Source organism: Paenibacillus thermotolerans (assembly GCF_028745515.1).
In the GTDB taxonomy this organism is placed as follows: domain Bacteria; phylum Bacillota; class Bacilli; order Paenibacillales; family YIM-B00363; genus Paenibacillus_AE; species Paenibacillus_AE thermotolerans.
In genome coordinates, this window is record NZ_JAQZSG010000009.1 from 12,409 (window position 1) to 31,528 (window position 19,120).

The window sequence follows — 19,120 nt, forward strand, 5'->3', positions numbered from 1 at the left end:
ATGGCACAGAAACTGAAAGTCGGCATCGTCGGAGGCACGGGCATGGTCGGTCAGCGCTTCGTACAGCTGCTGGATCAGCATCCTTGGTTCCAGGTAACCGCCATTGCGGCTAGCAGCAGCTCTGCGGGGAAAACATATGAAGAATCCGTCCAACATCGATGGAAGCTTTCCGGACCGATCCCGGAAGACGTGAAAAACATCGTTGTACAGGACGCTTCGAGAGTCGAAGAGGTTGCTTCCCAAGTCGATTTTATTTTTTGCGCAGTGGACATGAAGAAGAATGAAATTCAAGCGTTGGAGGAAGCCTATGCCAAGACGGGCACGCCCGTCATTTCCAACAACTCCGCTCATCGCTGGACGCCGGACGTACCGATGGTCATTCCGGAAGTGAATCCGGGCCATATCGACGTCATCGCCGCACAGCGCAAGCGTCTGGGAACATCGACGGGCTTTATCGCCGTTAAGCCGAACTGCTCCATTCAAAGCTACGTTCCGGCACTGAATGCGTTGTTGGATTATAAGCCGACGACCGTCATCGCTTCGACGTATCAGGCGATTTCCGGCGCCGGCAAAAACTTTACCGATTGGCCGGAAATGCTCGACAATGTGATCCCGTACATTGGCGGCGAAGAAGAGAAGAGCGAGCAGGAGCCGCTTCGTATTTGGGGAAGCGTAGCAAACGGCGAAATCATTAAGGCCAACGCGCCTCTGATTACGACGCAATGCATCCGGGTCCCGGTAACGGACGGGCATTTGGCTACGGTGTTCGTTTCTTTCGAGAACAAGCCTTCGAAAGAAGAAATTATCCAGCGATGGATGCAGTATAAAGGACGTCCTCAGGAGCTTGGCTTGCCAAGCGCGCCTAAGCAATTTATTACGTACTTCGAGGAAGAGAACCGTCCGCAGACGAAGCTCGACCGCGATATCGAGCGCGGCATGGGCGTTTCGGCGGGCAGATTGCGCGAGGATTCCGTTTACGATTACAAATTCGTAGGCTTGTCGCACAACACGCTGCGCGGAGCGGCCGGCGGCGCCGTGCTGATCGCCGAGCTGCTGAAAGCAGAAGGCTACATTCAGGCTAAATAATTTATATCCATTGTACCCGAACCTTGACCGGCTTCCTGCCGTTCAAGGTTTTTTTTACGAACAGAAACTTCTCTCCTCGCTAACCCCCCCCCCCCCCGCGTGCTAACGGACACCAGCGACGTTATATCGCCGTTTTTCCCACCGCCGTATCGCTAACGGACACCTCAGCCGCTAAACCCCGATTTTTGGCGCTTATCCCCGCTTTTTCGAGGCAATAACTGCAGCTGTGTCCGTTAAAACCGCAAACTCCATTCAAAACGCCGAATAACTGCATCCCTGTCCGTTACGTTAGAGCAATCCGTCCGAAAGCATCAGAGTCCGGAGGTTATCCCGCACCATGCTATGCTCGTAATAACTTAATGCTCAAAATTCTGAGAACTTCGTCGGGCGTTTATTTATTTTGCCAATAACGAAATCCTTTCATACCGAACACTCCTTTTTATAGGTATAGATGGCTATTTATGTAAATATATTCAGATTGTGGTGCTAGGACGTAAGTAATACCGATCCGGCCGGAGAATAGGTTTCCCGTCTGTTGCATCATATCAATTTGAAGGCTGGTTGCCAGCCGCGGAGGTACATATGACCGTTCACATTTATATTGTCGGAAATTTAAAGGATGACGTGGAACTATACATCAAGAAATATGAAGAGTTTACCTGGATCGACCAGTTTATGTCGAATTCCTCTAAGCCCTGGTTCTATGAGTACACCATTCAAGGATTTATTTACTACAATCTTGTTCGCCAATTCGACTACGCAGCCAGAGGACAACGCCAGCTATTTTTTCTCGAGGAGCCTTACTCGAAAACCTCGAATGACAACCGCGCCGATATCATGTTCGTTGAATTTGACGGAAGCGGCAAATTGACCGCCAAAAATGCGATCGAAATCAAGACGGATTTCCAGCTGGAATCGATTTATATGGATCTCCTCGTGTTGGCAAGCCATATTGAAGCTAAAAATATTGCAAAAGGTTACGGTATTTTCTTTGCCACAAGCCAGGATCAGATCGACGAAGCCGTGAAAGAGCTGAAGAGCGACATCAAGCTTAAAAAATATTTTACCAATCATACACTGTACGCAGTCGGCATGATCGGCAATCCGGAATAATCATTTCATATAAAAAAGGAGATTGATCCTTATGGCAGTGGTGGAAACCGTAGAATTATCGACATATATCATTTCTTTCGCCGGAGCGGCTAAGGCGGCGCAGCTTATTTTGTCGGACGGGACGGACCCGATGACCATATCCGAATATTCGTTCGACATCGAAATTACGTCGTCGATCGAGGTCGCTTCCCAAACGGAGCTGAAGCTGAACGTATGGAGGCTGTCATTGACCGAAACCATTACCGTTAATATGAACAATTCATGGAAAATTAATATCGGCTGCAAAATCGTACCGACCGTCACATTGAACTAGCGCAATTCATAAGCGGGAGCGGTCGCAAAAGGTCGCTCCCGCCACCTATCGCCGATCTTACGGAGGTTGTCAATATGAAATCAGGCTGGATTCCGTTCGAAGGACTCCACACGCTGCTGCATCGTTCGCTCCAACGCTCCAACGACACAATGCTGCGAGACGAACGCGGAACGCCTTACACGATTACCGAAATGACGGTCGATCTTCCGCTTTATACTTCATGCGCTACGGATCATAAGGACGTAGCGGGCACGCTATACGTCAGGTTCCCGCATACGCACGACATTCCGGAGGAGGACGGCCAAGTGCAAGTGCCTGAGGGGTTACCTCTATCGAGAATCAAGCTCTCGCTGCGGCCGACCCTCGCCATTAACATACATTCGGGAGTAGCATCCCAGCCATTGGAGGAACAACGAAATGACGATTGATAGCAAAGGGTTGAGCCTCTCAGACGCTTACATTCCGTCGACGGCCCAAGAAGCGACCGACTTGCTGGCCGAGCATGCTTGCCTCGCATGCGGCAAAATCGGCATGTATCTTTCGGGGGATAAAGGAAAGCGAAGGCAGGCGGATGCCGTTCGTTATTACAAGGTCGGCATGAAATGCATGTGCGGATTTATTAATTTCGTTTATTTAATCATGAACGACATTGAACGTGTACGAAATCCGCGGATTCCCGCAGCTGCGGATGCGCTGGGTCTGGCTTCCGCCGCCGACGCGCTGCCGGACGGCAAGCTGGAATTGATGCTTACGGAGACGAAGGTACTCGCCTATCAAGGCAAGCTGGTCGAGGCGACGTCGAAAGCGCGCGTAAGCGCTGAGCAATACCCCGATAGTGCAGCCGCACAGTTCAATCTTGGTTATTTGCTGTCCGCAAGCGGCGATCGGGAAGGTGCTCTGGCTCATTACCGGCATTCAGTCGAATGCGATGCCGGATTTACGGCCGCTTGGTATCAAATCGGCGTCATAAGCGAACAGCTGGAGCGTTGGGAGGAGGCGGTGCAAGGGTATAACGCTTTTTTGAAGCATCACCGTAACCATGCGGACTGCATAAAACGCAAACAACGCTGCGAGGAGGAGCTTCGCAAGGAGCGCTCTGTTTCTTGAACGGCGCCAAGGAAACATCCCAAACGATCGATTCGGGATGTTTTTTATCGTCTTCGGTGTGTTTTACGAAGAGTAAAACTAGTACAATAAAGGAAACATTCTCGATTGGAGGTTGTTACCTATGGAATACCGCGTTGTAGGGAGAACGGGAATTCGGGTGTCGAGTCTTTGCTTCGGCACGATGTCGTTCGGAGGCAATGCCGATGAAACGGAGTCGATGGCAATGTACCGCCGCTGCCGCGAAGCCGGCATCAACTTCTTCGACTGCGCTAACGTGTATAACGGCGGGAGGGCAGAGGAGATTTTGGGCCGCTGCATCCGGGGCCACCGGGATGAAGTGGTGCTTACGACGAAGGTGTACGGCAATATGGGATCCGGCGTTAACGACAGAGGTTTATCCCGCCGTCATATAGCGTTAGCCATCGACGAGAGCTTGAGACGAATGGGCACCGATCGGATCGAGTTTTACTTTGTACATCAGTTCGACTCCGCGACGGCGATCGAAGAAACCATTCGCGCAATGGACGATTTGCAGCGCCAAGGCAAAATACTATACCCGGCGGTCAGCAACTGGGCGGCCTGGCAGATCGCGAAAGCACTCGGCATTTCGGCGAAGGAAAGCCTCGCGCGGTTCGAGTGTATGCAGCCTATGTACAACCTTGTGAAGCGGCAAGCCGAGGTCGAGCTGCTGCCGCTCGCTCAATCGGAACGAATCGGTGTAATTCCCTACAGTCCGCTTGGAGGCGGATTGCTGACCGGAAAGTACGGAGTCGGCAAAAGACCGGAATCCGGCCGGATCGTCGAGCAGGACAATTACGCGCGCCGATACCGCGAACATCAATATTACGAAATAGCGGATCGATTCACAGCTTATGCGAACGAGCGTGGCATTCACCCGGCAACGCTCGCGGTGGCGTGGGCGAGGTCGCATCCCGGCATTACGGCGCCGATCATCGGAGCCCGCAGCGTAGAACAATTGGAGCCGTCGCTCGATTCGCTGCGGATCGATATGACTCCGGAATGGCGGCAAGAAATATCGGCGTTATCGATCGACCCGCCGCCTGCTACGGACCGTTCGGAAGAAGCGTAAGCCGTCCGAGTATTTCCCGAGAAAGCGCGCGATATACGAATTTTCGACAAGATTGCGCAAAAGAACCGTCGTGAACGAATGGTTCCATGACGGTTCTTTCGATTGATTTTTGTAACGGAATTATCTTTTTACAACATTAAAATTATCTTCCAGCAGCAGCCAATTTTGCGGGAAGCTAAGTCCCAGTTTCCAGTAGCTAATGCCCCTCAGCCCAAGCTCCTTAATGAGGTCGAACTTGGCCTGAATCGATCTCGCATCCTCAAACCAAACTCTGTGCGCTTTACCCGCATTATCCGTATAGTTAAAGAACGGAGCTTGCGCGCGGGAGTCGTACTGAATCGCGGCATGCTCCCTTCGCGCCAAGGCGATGGCCGCTTGCGGACTTAACGCTCTGGCATATTGCCCTCCGGGGACATAAGGGAGCGTCCAATCGTAGCCGTACAAATTTTGTCCCATCATAATTTTCGAAGCCGGCATCTCGGTAACCGCGTAAGTCAGTACACGGCGCACTTGTTCAATCGGTGAAACCGGCATCGGCGGTCCGCCGCTGTATCCCCATTCATACGTCATAATTACGACAAAATCGGAATATTGTCCGTGGGCCCTATAGTCGTGAGCGGTATACCATTCCCCGGTTTGCGCGGCGCTTGTTTTGGGTGCCAATGCCGTTGACATGAGGAACCCTTCCTGGTGAAGACGTTCGGAGGCTCTGCGAAGAAACCGATTGTAAGCTTCCCGATCCGCAGGCCGAATAAATTCCAAGTCGAAATGGATGTCCCGGAATCCGAGCTGTTTCGCCGTGCGGACAATATTGTTCAAAAATGCCGTTTGTACCTGCTCGTTGTTTAGTAATATGTGTCCTAATTCAGCGCTGAACCGATCCTCCTCCAGATTGCTTAACACCATCATGAGTGTCACGTTCTGACTGTCGGCGATTTGACGCAGGTTATCGAGCGGCGGGGCGACAAGCGAGCCGTCGCGGTGAATGCGGAAGCTGAAAGGGGCCAAATACGTGAGATGAGGAGCAGCTTCCCTTGAGGCATTAATCAAATTTTGCGCAAACTGCTCTCCGCGCGGCTCGACGTAGGCGTTAACTTCCGCATTTCGCTTGGGAGCCGGGGGGATGTACAACCGCAAGCCGACCTGCAGCGGCCGATCGGCCTGAAGCCTGTTAACCTCAGCGATCGTTGCAGCCGGCACGCCGAACCTTCTCGAGATCGAATATAAACTGTCTCCCCGCCGGACCCAGTAGTATCGCCCCGTAATCGGAATGACAAGCGCCTGGCCGACGACGAGCGTGTCTTCCGCAGATATTTCATTTGCACTCGTAATCACTTGTACGGTTACGCCGTATGCCTGCGATATGCCGTAAAGGGATTGTCCGGGCATCACAACATGGATTTGCATAGCGAACCTCCATGTATTTACAGAATCGTTTTTTTCACTATATTCTTATGGTGTTAAATAGGTGTTCGCGGAATTGTTGAAAATGTAGCCGATACGCATTCATTTTTATGGAGAGTCAGCCGTGGAAGGAAGGATTAACCGCGAAGCCGAAATATACGATAAACAAATTAAGTGAATTAGTGGAGTTATTATAAAAGGAATCCTAAAGAAAGGTATAAAAAAGAAGGGACACCCGCGATCAATTCATGGGGGATGTCCCTCTTCGTTTATGGCGTTGAATTGTAAAATATTTCGAAATCTTTCCGTTCCACCCTGCGCGGATAAGAGATGTGGATGCCGCTCGTTTTCAACTCCTGAATAAGTGCTTTACGTATTTCTTTGCATGCGGTCCAGTAATGATCATCCTTGACCAAGCTGACTACTGTATATTTGGCGCCAAGCGCATTGTTTTCCACGTCGGTAATCCCGTAAAGCTGCGGAGGTTCGATAGCCTGCTCTTTGTCGTCCAACAAAAAAAGATGCTTCATTTGGGTCACTAACCGAGAGGAAACGGAATGAACGGCTTTCTCGATCTCGGAAGGATCCGTTTCATAAGGAACCGTTACGTTAACGATCGCTCTCATTCTTTCACGGTTATAGTTTTGACTGACTTTAATTTCGGAATTTTGAATGACGACGACATGTTGAGCCCAAGTTCTAATTTTGGTAGCGCGAAGCCCGACACTGACAACCGTTCCGTTGATTTGTCCGTTGTTAATCGTGACATAGTCCCCGACCGAAAATTGATCTTCAAAGATGATGAAAAAGCCGGTGATTAAATCTTTGACTAACGTTTGAGCTCCAAAGCCGATCGCCAAGCCTAATACTCCCGCTCCCGCAATGATCGGTCCGACTTCAAGTCCCAGATTGCTTAAACACATGAGCATTGCGATGATGAATAAGACGTATTTAGTAAACGACAATAATAGCGATTCTAGCGTATTTTTTTGTTTTACATCCAAGCGGGTAAATATAAAGATGCGAGATATAACGATTTTCCGAACTTTAAGAGCCAGCCAAGTAAGAATGAAAACAAAGACAAGAACTAGCGACTTATTTAAGAGCAGTATCACATAGGGCGTCCAAAATTCCAAAGTAAAATAATCCGACAAGTTATCCTGTTGCAGCCATTCCATAAATCAACCTCCGAAAACTGAATTTCCGTTCATTTTAATATATATGCTTCGGAAGTTCAAAATAAAGAAGCTATACCGTATTAGACAATCCTTGGTATTTATGGTATCTTGATATCATTCCCATAGGCATTCCGCTCCATAAGAGCGGGGTGCCTTGATGCTTATTACTGGGAATTTTACATTTAATGTCTCATAGGATCGGGACATCGGAGGTGGTGATGCTATGTTTCTCTTTGGTTCCCCGTTACGGGGAGATTTTGCGGCCGAAAGAAGATCGTATAAATCAAACTATAAAGAGGAGCGAATAGCATGACGATCCGTTTACAAGCAAATAAGCGCACACATTTGAACGCATCGGGACTTAAAAATCTGCGGAAATCCGGCCGCTTGCCAAGTGTTGTTTTCGGCAAAAATGCGGATAACGAGATGATCCATATTTCTACCAGTCAATTTCAAAAATGGTTGAGGCAAGGCGGGTCCGGCGTAATCGAGCTGCAAGTGGAAGGGAGCAGCGCCATTTCCGTATTGTTGGAGGACTTCCAGCGCGATCCGCGGACTCGGGAACCGATTCATGTCGATTTCCAGCGGGTGCAGACGAATACGATGGTACGAACCAAAATCCCCGTCAAGTTTAAAGGGACGCCGATCGGTACGAAGCAAGGCGGGATTGTGCAAATTCAGAGCTCTTTTATCGAAGTGGAAGCTTTGCCTCAGCATTTGCCGCCGGAAATAGAAATGGACATAAGCGCGATGAACGTGGGTGACGCTGTGCTTGTAAAAGATGTGGAGTTTTCAGCGGAAGTGACCGTCGTTTCCGAGCCTCACGAGTTTCTTCTCAACGTTGTGAAATAACCGATAGTTTCGTAGATAAATATTCGGCCGTGCTTGCAGCTTGGTTGCAGGCACGGCTATTTTTATTTCCCGGTGTTTATGAACCGCTTTGCAGGTTCGGCATCATTCCCAAAAACGCCTTCGTGGCAAGGGAGGGGGAAGAATGCTTCCGGACAGCGATCCCAATTTGTCGATCGGGCAGCGGCACCTCCGTGCGAAGCTCTATTAACGAACCGTCGGCAATTCGGGACGCCACAAAGCTCCTAGGCAAAAATGCAGCCCCAAATCCGCGTTCGGCGAATTCGGCAATCATTTCCAGGCTGTTCAGTTCGAAGTCGGCTTCCGCCTCAACGCCTTGGGAGCGAAACCACGCTTCAATAAAGGAGCGAGTCGAACTGCCGGGAGTGAGCATCAAAAGAGGAAGCATTGCAAGCCGTTCCGCTGACAGAGGTACTGGCGATCGATCCGCGAATGCCGCTCCTGCTACCGCGCAATACGATGTTGTATAGGAAGCGACGACTTCGATCTCTTCGTCCGTAACAGGCAAATAAATGCAGCCAACATCCAAAGAGCCTTGCTTTAACCGTTCCAAGACACGGCTCGTCCGATCTTGAGACAGCTGAATCCGGATGTCCGCAAACCGTGCATGATACGATTCAAGCGAGGAGAGGAGGAAATGTTTGACGATTGCCCCGTTCGCTCCGATCCGTATTCGACCTTCATTCAGGCGCTTCATATTGTTTATGTGACGCTCGGCAGCGTCGAGTTGCGTAAAGGCTTGCCGGATATGCCGGCACAAGACTTGCCCTTCCTCCGTTAACCGAACTCCTTTGGATAACCGCTCGAACAGCTCGACTCCCAGCGATCCTTCAAGCTGTTTCATTGCATAGCTCACAGAAGGCTGCGTCATATGCAGTTTTTGCGCTGCTTTGGTCAGATTATGAGCCTCCGCAGCATGCAGAAAAATACGATACCATTCGATGTTTACGTTCATATGACATTGATCCTCTCTATGACAAACATATAAAAATGCAATTTCTTTTATGCCAATTATACCTTTAAACTAATGGAGAAGTAATCAATACGAGAGTCGGGGGTAGTCATATGTCTGGGAGTACGTTTGGAGAGCGGTTAAAAATGACCACATTCGGAGAATCGCACGGAGAAGCGGTTGGTGTCATTGTAGAAGGCGTTACGCCTGGTGTCGAATTGGACGAAATGTATATTCAAATGCAGATGGATCGCAGACGGCCGGGGCAATCCTCCGTCACGACAACCCGGAAGGAATATGACAAGATTCGCATCGTATCGGGACTGTTCGAAGGCAAAACAACGGGGACGCCGATTTGTATTCTACTGAACAATACGGATATGCGGCCGTCGGCCTATGACGAAATCAAATCGATGTACAGGCCCGGGCATGCGGATTACGTATATGAAAAGAAATATGGATTCCGCGATTATCGAGGCAGCGGGAGAGCTTCGGGGAGAGAGACGGCCGCAAGGGTCGCTGCAGGAGCGGTGGCGCGTAAACTGTTGGAGCTTAGAGGCGTCTCAATAGCGGCGTATACTACAATGATCGGCGGTATCCATTGCGAAACGTTCGATGCCGATGCCATTGAGCGGAATGCGGTTCGGGCGTGCGATTCGGCGGCGGCGGAACGAATGATCGAGCGGATCGAAGAACTCGCTGCCATGGGCGATAGCTGCGGGGGCATTGTAGAATGCCGTATTAGCAGTGTCGCGGCGGGACTAGGCGAGCCTGTGTTCGATAAATTAGACGCGGAATTGGCAAAGGCAATGCTGTCCATCGGGGCTGTGAAAGGCATTGAATTCGGAACCGGGTTCAAGTCGGCATTCATGCGCGGCAGCGAACATAACGATCAGATGGACTCAAAGGGATATCGGACGAACCATGCAGGCGGGATCATTGGCGGCATCAGCAATGGCGCGGACATCGTATTCCGAGTTGCCGTTAAGCCGACTTCGTCTATTTCCGTTCCCCAGCAAACGGTCGACGCGGAAGGCAATGAACGGGTAATTACTACCATCGGCAGACACGATCCGTGTATTTGTCCCCGAATTGTGCCAGTAATTGAAGCGATGGCATGTATGGTCATTGAAGACTATTACAAGCGGCAGGCAGCTTTACTGGACTAACCGATCCGAAACGGTTAAGTTCTTTACAATTTCCCCACTGGTTCTCACCGTCCCTCGCTACTCCCCGCGGTGCTAACGGACACCACAGACGTTAAATCGCCAATTTACCCACTGTCAAACCGCTAACGGACACACCAGACGCTAAACCCCGTTTTTTGGCGCTTATCCTTGTTTTGTCAAGGCAATAGCTGCAGTGGTGTCCGTTACAACTGCAAACTCCATTCAAAACGCCGAATAGCTGCATCTATGTCCGTTATAACGATCGTCCGCATGTACTTGCAATTGTCCTTTTATGCTGCATTCAAAACGGAAGGACTACCTACTCTATTCGTTCATATACTTTTAAAAAAAACGGACGGGGGCGGGCATTATTGGAAATGAAAAATGCGCTTGTCACAGGCGCGAGTATGGGAATCGGCAAAGGAATTGCTTTGGCGCTGGCCGGAAGCGGCTACAACCTTGCGATCAGCCATGTGAATGAGCCGGAGGAAGCCGAGAATGTGGCGGATGTCATTCGCCGGCTATACGGGAGAAAGTGCGTTGTCTTTCAGACAAATCTAGAGAGGGAAGACGCGCCGGGAAAACTTGCACAAGACGCCATTGAAGCTTTCGAGAAAATTCATGTTCTTGTAAACAACGCCGGAGTATCTATATTCAGCCCGATTGTAGAGATGAGCATGGACAAATTGAATAAACTGATCAATCTCAATTTTAAAGCGCCGATGCTGCTGATGCAGTCCGTCGGCCGGCATATGATCGATCAAGGCATTCATGGCAGCATCGTCAATATCGCATCAAGCCGCGGAGAGAGAGCATATCCTGTCGATTCCGTGTACGGCGGTTTGAAAGCTGCGCTCATTCGCGCTTCCCAATCCGTTGCGCTTGAATTGTCGTCCCACCATATTCGCGTAAACTGCATTGCCCCGGGCGCAATTAAAGTAAGGGACGGTAATAACGAATTCTACGAAAAACTCGGCGAAAAAATTCCGTTAGGGAGAGTCGGAACGCCCGACGATATCGGAAGTGCGGCGGTATGGCTTGCATCCGATGCCGCTTCTTACATAACGGGAACGACGATTCGGGTGGACGGCGGACTCATTTTGCCCGGAATGCCTGAGCACGTGAACGCCGATGCAAGCTTGGGTTGGGGGCGCATATAAGGAAACGCAGCATAATGAATCATTCACTCGTTTAATTATTCATCCGGTTAATCGTTAGGAGATGAAAAATCGTGACGGAATTAATGATTAGAGATGTAAAAGCGATCGTAACGGCCCCGGACGGGATCAATCTTGTCGTCGTAAAGATCGAGACGAACGAACCCGGTTTATACGGTCTTGGCTGTGCCACGTTTACGCAGCGTTACCTTTCCGTGCAGTCGGCGATCGAAGATTATATGAAGCCGTTTCTGATCGGGAAGGATCCGCAGCGGATTGAGGATATTTGGCAGTCTGCAATGGTCAACTCCTACTGGCGCAACGGACCGGTATTGAACAACGCGCTCTCGGGAGTAGACATGGCATTATGGGACATAAAAGGAAAGCTCGCGGGAATGCCTGTGTATCAGCTGCTGGGCGGCAAGTGCCGTGAAGCGGCGGCGGTGTATCGACACGCGGACGGCAGGGACGTCCGGGAAGTAGAGAATAACGTCAGACGATATATGGAGCAAGGCTACCGGTATATTCGTTGCCAAATGGGGGGCTACGGCGGGCGGGAGCAATTGATACATTCCCCGGACAACGCGCTGCCCGGAGCTTATTACGATCCTGACGCCTATGCGCGAAGCGTTCCGCGTTTGTTCGAGCATATAAGAAATGAAGTGGGCTTCGAAATCGAGCTGCTGCATGATATTCATGAACGCGTGTCGCCGATCGAGGCCGTTCGTATGGCAAAGCAGCTGGAGCCTTACCGTTTGTTTTTCCTGGAAGACGCATTGCCGCCGGAGCAGATCGAATGGTTCCGAATAATGCGGGCGCAAAGCGCAACCCCTCTGGCGATGGGGGAGCTGTTCGTACATCCTATGGAATGGACGCCGTTAATCGCTGAAAAATTGATCGATTATATCCGCTGCCACATAAGCGCCATAGGCGGGCTGACACCGGCCAGAAAGTTAGCCGCTTTATGCGAAGCTTTCGGGGTTCGCACCGCATGGCATGGACCCGGCGACGTCTCTCCTGTAGGGCATGCCGCCAACATCCACCTTGATTTGGCGGCGCCTAACTTCGGAATCCAGGAATGGAGCGGCTTCTCGGAGCGGATGAAAGAGGTGTTCCCGGGCTGTCCGGAAATAAAGAACGGCTATGCGTATGTAAATGAAGCCCCCGGTTTCGGCATCGATATCGATGAACAATTAGCGGCGAAGTTTCCTTGTCACAACAAGCTGCCCGAATGGACGTTAGCGCGCACCCCGGACGGCACGTCCGTCAGACCGTAAAAGTGAGTTCCGATGAAGAAATCACAGGTTGGAATTTTTAAGAAATAAAAAAGGAATCCTGCGATCGACAGCGAAATGGAGAACAAGACAATACATGTGAATGGAGGTAACATTTTTGAAACTAACGTACGAGCAGAAAAAGCAGTTTTTGGAGAACGGCTACATAAAGATTCCCGGCGTCGTGCCGAAGGTTATGATTGACAAAGCGCTGCAAGCGATTAACCATTCCGTCGGCGAAGGCATGAACGTATCGGATATGCCGACGTTCCGATCGCAATCCTACTGTCCCGAGCTCGTAAATTCGCCGGTGATTGCGGATTTGTACAACAAAACCCCGATCTCGGATTTGGCGGAATCCGTCATCGGCAAAGGTCAACTCAAGCCGGTGGGAGGCGGGCAGATCGCGCTCCGATTCCCGAGCATGCAGGATCCGCCAAGAAAACCGTCCCCGCATCTGGACGGCATGTATACGCCGCTGAACGGAATGGAAGAGGGTACGATCTCCACTTTTACCGCATTGGTGGGCATTTTCTTAAGCGATACTCCAGAACCTTATTCCGGTAACTTTACGGTATGGCCGGGGACTCATCGGATCTACGAGCAGTATTTCAGAGAACATGGCCCGGAATCGCTTCTGAAAGGAATGCCTCCGGTTGAACTGCCGGAGCCCGTACAAATTACCGGCAAAGCGGGAGACGCGGTGCTGGTGCATTATCAGATTGCGCACGGAGCCGCTCCGAACGTATCGCCGCATACCCGATACGCTTGTTTTTACCGCTTAACTCGTGTGGACCATGAGCTGTACCCGCCTATGACGAATATTTGGCTCGATTGGCCGGGGATTCGGGAAATTATCGAAGAATAGGGACTATTAAAAACCGTCAGGAAGATCGGCTTCCTGACGGTTTGATATTTACACTTGACTATATCTGCTGTAGGTATCTTTATATCGTGTCTCCAATCCCTTGGAAATGAAATAAAAACCTACTAACAAGATACCGTATGCGGTCAACGGAACAAATAAGATCCACGGGTGCACTAGAAAACCGTTTCTTGCCGCACCGATCAACCCTGCCCATTCGTATGTGCGGCTGAAATACTTATTGGTGTCGTAGCTCATGACCGTACCGCCTATGAATAGATCGAAGATTGCCAATTGGCCGAGCAGCGACAGCGTCAAGATCACTTCATTTACAATTAATATCAGAAACCCTTCCTTCAAATGCGGGAAAATATGAGTGCAAATGATCCGAAATCGGCCGGCTCCTATCGATTTTGACGCGAGGATGAACGGCCTTTTTTTGATTTCGATCGTTTTATCCTTCACGCTAAATACGATGCTCGGCAAACCGAGGACAATGAATAAGACGGCCGTTATGGCCGACAGCTTCCAAGCAGAAACGGAAGGATTAAACGATATGCTGTACAAAATAAACCAAACGACAAGAAAGGCCGGAATACCGTTCAACACTCCCCAGGAGGAAGCTTTCTTTACCTTGCCGACATCCGCCTTCGCGTTATATCCAAGAACAGCGCCGATGAATCCGCCAATGCCCACTCTCGCCAGGGCAACAGCCAACGAAAAAAAGAGCGTGTACTTCGCCCCATGCAGCATGAGGGTCAACAGATCGCGTCCGCTCAGATCGGTTCCCAACGGAAATGCAGCACTGGGAGGAAGCGGCGGGCCGACCATATCCCAGTTGCCGTCTTCACTAATCGTCAATTCACTTTTGACTTGGATCTCCAGATCGTAGGGTGCAAATAAAGGTCCGAAAAATGCCGTAACGATCATAAGTAATGTGATGGCCATCCCGGCGGTCAACGTGCGGTTCATCGCGCAAACACCTTCTCCCAACCGAATAAGTACATTCGCAGCAGAAAGTACAAAACGCCGTATATCAGCAGTAAACAAATCATTCCGTTTACGACGAGGGCGAACTGATAACCGGCTATGGAGATCATTGCATCTTTGAATAACAGCTTCGTGATTCCTTTTATATTATAGAGATACTCTACGATAAAAAGATTCCCCATTAAAATCCCCATGAACTTATGCAAATCCGCTTTAATGAACGGCAGCACGTTCGGAAGGGCGTGGAAAAAAGTGATGTATAGCTTCCCCAGTCCTCGGGACTTGGCTGCCGAAATATAATCCTCCGCCAGTGTAAAGCGCATATGTACGGCGACGTTTCTGGCAATATACAAGCCGGGAATGACAATCATGGACACAATGGGCAAGGCGATTGCCGCAGGCTGACTTCCGTATACGTTCGCTACCTTAAAAAGAACGAAACCCGTTTCTTTCGCGATTTGCACGATTACGAATTGAAGCAAAATGATCAACATGAAATCCGGGAATACGCCGATCATTTCCATCGTTCGCTTTACCCATTCATTTCGGAAGAGAGCGAAGCCAATACCGAACATAATGCCGGCCGTTAGCCCGACAATGGTCCCGAACGAAACATAAAACATCGACATCTTCAAATAACCGCCAATTTCTTGCCAGAACGAATATTCGTTCATTCCGGAGTAAAACCGGAACGATTCGCCGCCTTTCACGCCGTTAATATAATCTCGAATCGCTTGAAACCCGTTCGACCACATAAAATCAATCCGATCAAGCTGCGCCGCTGTGCGTTCTCCCATAAGGGGATCGACCTCAAACTCTCTTGGAGTAAAAATAACGAGCGGCATCATGGAGAGAATGAAAACAAAAACAATCACCGAAGGCAGAACCAACGCTTTTTTTAGTATTTTTGCCATAGGAGATTTATCCTTTCCGACTGAAATATTCAATTGGAATAAGTTGTTTCCGATTATGGAAGGATTTTACACAAGAATTGTAACACTACGTGAATTTTCTTGCCAGATCAAATAAATGACTTCATTTTTGCCGAAGAGTATAATGACCATTAGGACATCATTGCTCCGTCCGCAAGGGCGAGGGAGGGCTTCAGTATGAATTTTCACGAGAAGGTCAGCACGGGGTTAAAAGGGTTCGATCAAGCGATCGATTACCTTCGTCTAGGCGACAATGTAGTGTGGCAGGTGGATTCGGTTTCGAGCTATCGGATGATGGTCGATCCTTACGTGACACAGGCTAAGCTGGATGGGAGAAAGCTGGTTTATGTGCGTTTTGGCAGCCATCCTCCGATTTTGGACAATTTCGATGGGATTAAAGTATATCATTTGATGGCGCAGAACGGCTTCGAAAGCTTTGCCTTGGCCGTGAATCACCTAATAGAAAAAGAAGGCAAAGGAACGTTCTATATTTTCGACTGCTTGACGGAATTGCTGGAATACTGGCATTCCGATTTGATGATCGGGAATTTCTTTACGGTTACATGCCCGCTTTTATTTGAACTGGAAACGATTGCGTATTTTGCCGTCATCCGCAACGTCCACACCTACGGCACCATCGGCAGAATTCGCGAAACGACCCAGCTGTTGCTGGATTTATACCAAGTAAACCACAATTACTATATCCATCCGTTAAAGGTGTGGAATCGATATTCCTCAACGATGTTTTTCCCGCATCTGATCCAGGGGCAGAAAGCCGCTCCCATTACGTCCAGCGTTGAAGCGACGAAGCTGTTTTCCAGCATCCGGCGCGGGGAGGAGCGGCTGGATTACTGGGATGCCCTGTTTAAAAACGCGGAAGAAGTTCTTGTTACGGATCCGGAACATAAAGAGGCGGCCAAGCGGCTGTTAATGCGGATGCTCATCGGCAGCGAATCCAAAATGTTCGAGCTGTGCGACCGGTATTTCACGTTGTCCGACATTCTAAAGATCGCATCGCGGGAGGTGGGCAGCGGCTTTATCGGGGGGAAGAGCGTCGGAATGCTGCTCGCAAGGAAAATTATCGAACGAGACGGGGAAGGGCGGTTCGCTCCTTATATGGAGCCCCACGATTCCTTCTATATCGGGTCCGATGTCTTTTACACTTATATTGTTCAGAACGGCTGGTGGAAGCTGCGCACAAAGCAAAAGACGAAGAGGGGCTATTATAAATACGCGCCTGAGCTGAGAGAAAAGATGCTCGGCGGAAAGTTTCCGGATCATATTCGGGAGCAATTCGTTCAAGTTCTGGAATATTTCGGACAATCCCCCATCATCGTACGCTCCAGCTCCTTGCTTGAGGATAATTTCGGCAACGCCTTCGCCGGGAAGTACGAAAGCGTATTCTGCGTCAATCAGGGAACGTTGGAAGAGCGCTGCGAGGCGTTCGAACAGGCGGTCCGAACCGTATATGCCAGCACCATGAACGAGGATGCGCTCGCGTATCGAATGAATCGGGGGCTTGCGGAAAAAGACGAGCAGATGGCCATCCTCGTGCAGCGCGTCTCCGGCGATCATTATAACGACGTATTTTTCCCGCACATTGCAGGCGTCGGAAATTCATCGAATCTGTATGTGTGGGACAAGAGCATCGATATGGATGCAGGTATGCTGAGGCTGGTGTTCGGGCTGGGCACTAGGGCGGTAGATCGTACCGTCGGCGACTATGCTCGCATCGTGAGTCTCGATGATCCTTCGCGCTTGCCGCTAATGAACGCTCAAGATTTGAAGAAGTTTTCGCAGCACGATGTGGATGTATTATCGATCAAAGAAAACAGGCTCGCAACGTGCAGCTTGGATGAAATCATGCGGCATGACGTAAAGGTAAATAAAGACCTGTTTGCTTCGGTCGACTACCTGACGGAGGAGCGCTTGAGGGAGCGCGGGATTACGAACCGGAATACCCCCTATATACTTGATTTTAAGCAGGTGCTGAAGCATACGGAATTTCCTTCTTTAATGCGAGACATGCTGTCTTTGCTTTCCAACGTTTATGAATATCCCGTCGATATAGAGTTTACGGCGAATTTTACGAAAGATAAGCGGTTTACGGTAAATCTTGTCCAATGCCGTCCGCTGCAAACGAGAGGCTTGGGGAAATCGATCGCTTTTCCGAAGGCGTCGGACGGGCGGAACTGCTTCTTCTCTACAAACGGCAATTTTATGGGAGGGAACGTGCGTCTGCCGATCGACTATGTCGTGTTTATCCATGCGAAGCCTTATTTGGAACGCAACGAGCAGGGGAAATACGCGGTGGCCAGGCAGGTGGGTAAAATCAATTCGGCGCTGAAAGGAAAAAATGCGATGCTCATAGGCCCCGGTAGATGGGGCACTACGACTCCGTCGCTCGGCGTCCCGGTGCATTTCACGGAGCTGTGCAACATGTCGGTCATCTGCGAGGTCGCATCGGCCGAAGGAGGATTGATGCCCGAATTGTCTTATGGCAGCCACTTTTTTCAGGATTTGGTGGAGACGGGCATATTTTATTCGGCCGTTTTTGCGGGGCGGGACGATGTGGTATACCGTCCGGAAGTCGTTTTAGAACGTGAGAATATATTGGAATCCGTCCTGCCGGGCAGCTCGCAGTATTCCGACGTGATCCATATAGCCGCGACGGACGGGATGGAACTGTTCTCGGATATTGTCACGCAGCGGCTCATATGCATTGCCCGTTAATTCATATCTTATATCAAAAGATATCAATCGTTAGGAGGGCAATTTCGTGGACATTTCATGCTTGCGTTACGCTTTAACGGAAGACGAACGAAAGACGTTTAACGAAACGGGCTATTTGATTGTTGAGAACGCCTTGTCTCCTGAGCAGGTCGCGGCGCTGACGGAAGAAACCGACCGTATCTACGAACGCAAGCTCGGCGAGGGACACGATCCGAAATCGGCGATGTTTTATCCGAACTTTATCCCGGATCACGATTTGTTCCTCAATCTGGTGGACTATGAGAAGGTTTTGCCGAAGGTGTGGGGCATTCTCGGATGGAACATTTATTTATATCACGCGCACATGATTGTCACTCCTCCCTCCAATCAAGAGAAGCACGATAAAACGTTCGGATGGCATCAGGACAGCGGCAGGGTCAATGTAGAGATGGAATCTCATCCGCGGCCGCGTCTATCGCTGAAGGTGGCCTATTTCTTGTCCGATACGTCCGAAGCGGGCAGGGGGAATTTTTGGATTGTGCCCGGAAGTCACTTGAAGGACACCCTCGAGCTGCCCGCAGAGAGGAACGGACAACCCGAAGGAGCGATCCCCGTATGCGTGAAGCCCGGAACGGCGGTGTTTTTTGACAGACGGCTGTGGCACGCCGCCTCGCCGAATTGGTCGGACATTACGCGCAAAGTGCTGTTCTATGGGTACGGGTATCGCTGGATTCGCACGAAGGACGATATGACGGTTCAGCATTTATGGGAACGCTGCGATCCGATTCGACGGCAGCTGCTCGGCGCGGGCGTGAATTGCAACGGATACTACTCGCCTACGGATGCGGATGTTCCATTACGTGTATGGCTGAAAGAGCATCAACCGGAGTCGGCGTTATAAAGGACGG

Annotated in this window: 18 protein-coding genes; 13 read left to right on the top strand and 5 right to left on the bottom strand. The window is 50.2% G+C overall.

The features are described 5' to 3' along the window. From asd to PT964_RS09440, 6 genes are all read left to right on the top strand, one after another. Window positions 1–1,086 carry an aspartate-semialdehyde dehydrogenase gene (asd, locus tag PT964_RS09415; RefSeq protein ID WP_274363106.1) on the top strand — a complete coding sequence of 362 codons (1,086 nt, stop codon included), beginning with the start codon at window positions 1–3 and terminating at the stop codon, window positions 1,084–1,086. A 582-nt stretch (window positions 1,087–1,668) separates the two neighbouring features. Beyond that, the gene (locus tag PT964_RS09420; protein WP_274363107.1) at window positions 1,669–2,199 is read left to right on the top strand and encodes a hypothetical protein; all 531 of its coding nucleotides are present in this window, start codon (window positions 1,669–1,671) and stop codon (window positions 2,197–2,199) included. Window positions 2,200–2,230: 31 nt separating this feature from the next. Continuing rightward, on the top strand, window positions 2,231–2,512 hold the full coding sequence (locus PT964_RS09425; RefSeq protein WP_274363108.1) for a hypothetical protein: 282 nt from the start codon (window positions 2,231–2,233) through the stop codon (window positions 2,510–2,512). 74 nt (window positions 2,513–2,586) lie between these two features. Beyond that, window positions 2,587–2,940 (top strand): hypothetical protein, encoded by a 354-nt coding sequence (locus tag PT964_RS09430; RefSeq protein WP_274363109.1) that lies wholly within the window; start codon window positions 2,587–2,589, stop codon window positions 2,938–2,940. Further along, window positions 2,930–3,619, top strand: coding sequence for a tetratricopeptide repeat protein (locus PT964_RS09435; protein WP_274363110.1), 690 nt, complete (start codon window positions 2,930–2,932; stop codon window positions 3,617–3,619). The genes PT964_RS09430 and PT964_RS09435 overlap by 11 nt, the downstream gene beginning before the upstream one ends. Window positions 3,620–3,740: 121 nt before the next feature. Continuing rightward, entirely contained in the window at window positions 3,741–4,709 is a 969-nt protein-coding gene (locus PT964_RS09440) for an aldo/keto reductase (protein ID WP_274363111.1), read from the top strand. Between the two features lie 120 nt (window positions 4,710–4,829). On the opposite strand, the gene PT964_RS09445 is transcribed toward PT964_RS09440, so the two are convergent. Further along, on the bottom strand, window positions 4,830–6,116 hold the full coding sequence (locus PT964_RS09445; protein WP_274363112.1) for a glycoside hydrolase family 18 protein: 1,287 nt from the start codon (window positions 6,114–6,116) through the stop codon (window positions 4,830–4,832). Window positions 6,117–6,382: 266 nt separating this feature from the next. Further along, window positions 6,383–7,291 (bottom strand): mechanosensitive ion channel family protein, encoded by a 909-nt coding sequence (locus PT964_RS09450; protein ID WP_274363113.1) that lies wholly within the window; start codon window positions 7,289–7,291, stop codon window positions 6,383–6,385. A 309-nt stretch (window positions 7,292–7,600) separates the two neighbouring features. Between PT964_RS09450 and PT964_RS09455 the strand changes: the two genes are divergently transcribed. Further along, entirely contained in the window at window positions 7,601–8,143 is a 543-nt protein-coding gene (locus PT964_RS09455) for a 50S ribosomal protein L25 (protein WP_274363114.1), read from the top strand. A gap of 76 nt (window positions 8,144–8,219) precedes the next feature. On the opposite strand, the gene PT964_RS09460 is transcribed toward PT964_RS09455, so the two are convergent. Next, window positions 8,220–9,116, bottom strand: coding sequence for a LysR family transcriptional regulator (locus PT964_RS09460; RefSeq protein WP_274363115.1), 897 nt, complete (start codon window positions 9,114–9,116; stop codon window positions 8,220–8,222). A gap of 110 nt (window positions 9,117–9,226) precedes the next feature. On the opposite strand from PT964_RS09460, the gene aroC reads away from it, so the two are divergent. The 4 genes from aroC (at window position 9,227) to PT964_RS09480 (ending at window position 13,581) form a co-directional block, all read left to right on the top strand. After that, a complete protein-coding gene (gene aroC, locus PT964_RS09465) occupies window positions 9,227–10,282 on the top strand; it encodes a chorismate synthase (protein WP_274363116.1) in 1,056 nt (351 codons plus the stop codon). 377 nt (window positions 10,283–10,659) lie between these two features. Further along, window positions 10,660–11,442 carry an SDR family NAD(P)-dependent oxidoreductase gene (locus PT964_RS09470; protein ID WP_274363226.1) on the top strand — a complete coding sequence of 261 codons (783 nt, stop codon included), beginning with the start codon at window positions 10,660–10,662 and terminating at the stop codon, window positions 11,440–11,442. 71 nt (window positions 11,443–11,513) lie between these two features. After that, a complete protein-coding gene (locus PT964_RS09475) occupies window positions 11,514–12,716 on the top strand; it encodes an enolase C-terminal domain-like protein (protein WP_274363117.1) in 1,203 nt (400 codons plus the stop codon). A gap of 115 nt (window positions 12,717–12,831) precedes the next feature. Then, window positions 12,832–13,581: a phytanoyl-CoA dioxygenase family protein gene (locus PT964_RS09480; protein ID WP_274363118.1), complete on the top strand. Its 750-nt coding sequence runs from the start codon at window positions 12,832–12,834 to the stop codon at window positions 13,579–13,581. A gap of 48 nt (window positions 13,582–13,629) precedes the next feature. On the opposite strand, the gene PT964_RS09485 is transcribed toward PT964_RS09480, so the two are convergent. Both PT964_RS09485 and PT964_RS09490 read right to left on the bottom strand, forming a co-directional pair. Beyond that, window positions 13,630–14,550 carry an ABC transporter permease gene (locus PT964_RS09485; protein ID WP_274363119.1) on the bottom strand — a complete coding sequence of 307 codons (921 nt, stop codon included), beginning with the start codon at window positions 14,548–14,550 and terminating at the stop codon, window positions 13,630–13,632. Further along, entirely contained in the window at window positions 14,547–15,482 is a 936-nt protein-coding gene (locus tag PT964_RS09490) for an ABC transporter permease subunit (protein ID WP_274363120.1), read from the bottom strand. Before PT964_RS09490 ends, PT964_RS09485 begins: the two co-directional genes overlap by 4 nt. A gap of 195 nt (window positions 15,483–15,677) precedes the next feature. Here PT964_RS09490 and PT964_RS09495 point away from each other — a divergent pair, with 195 nt between their 5' ends. Both PT964_RS09495 and PT964_RS09500 read left to right on the top strand, forming a co-directional pair. Then, a complete protein-coding gene (locus PT964_RS09495) occupies window positions 15,678–18,233 on the top strand; it encodes a PEP/pyruvate-binding domain-containing protein (protein ID WP_274363121.1) in 2,556 nt (851 codons plus the stop codon). Between the two features lie 46 nt (window positions 18,234–18,279). Continuing rightward, window positions 18,280–19,113 (top strand): phytanoyl-CoA dioxygenase family protein, encoded by an 834-nt coding sequence (locus PT964_RS09500; RefSeq protein WP_274363122.1) that lies wholly within the window; start codon window positions 18,280–18,282, stop codon window positions 19,111–19,113. Window positions 19,114–19,120: the final 7 nt, after the last annotated feature.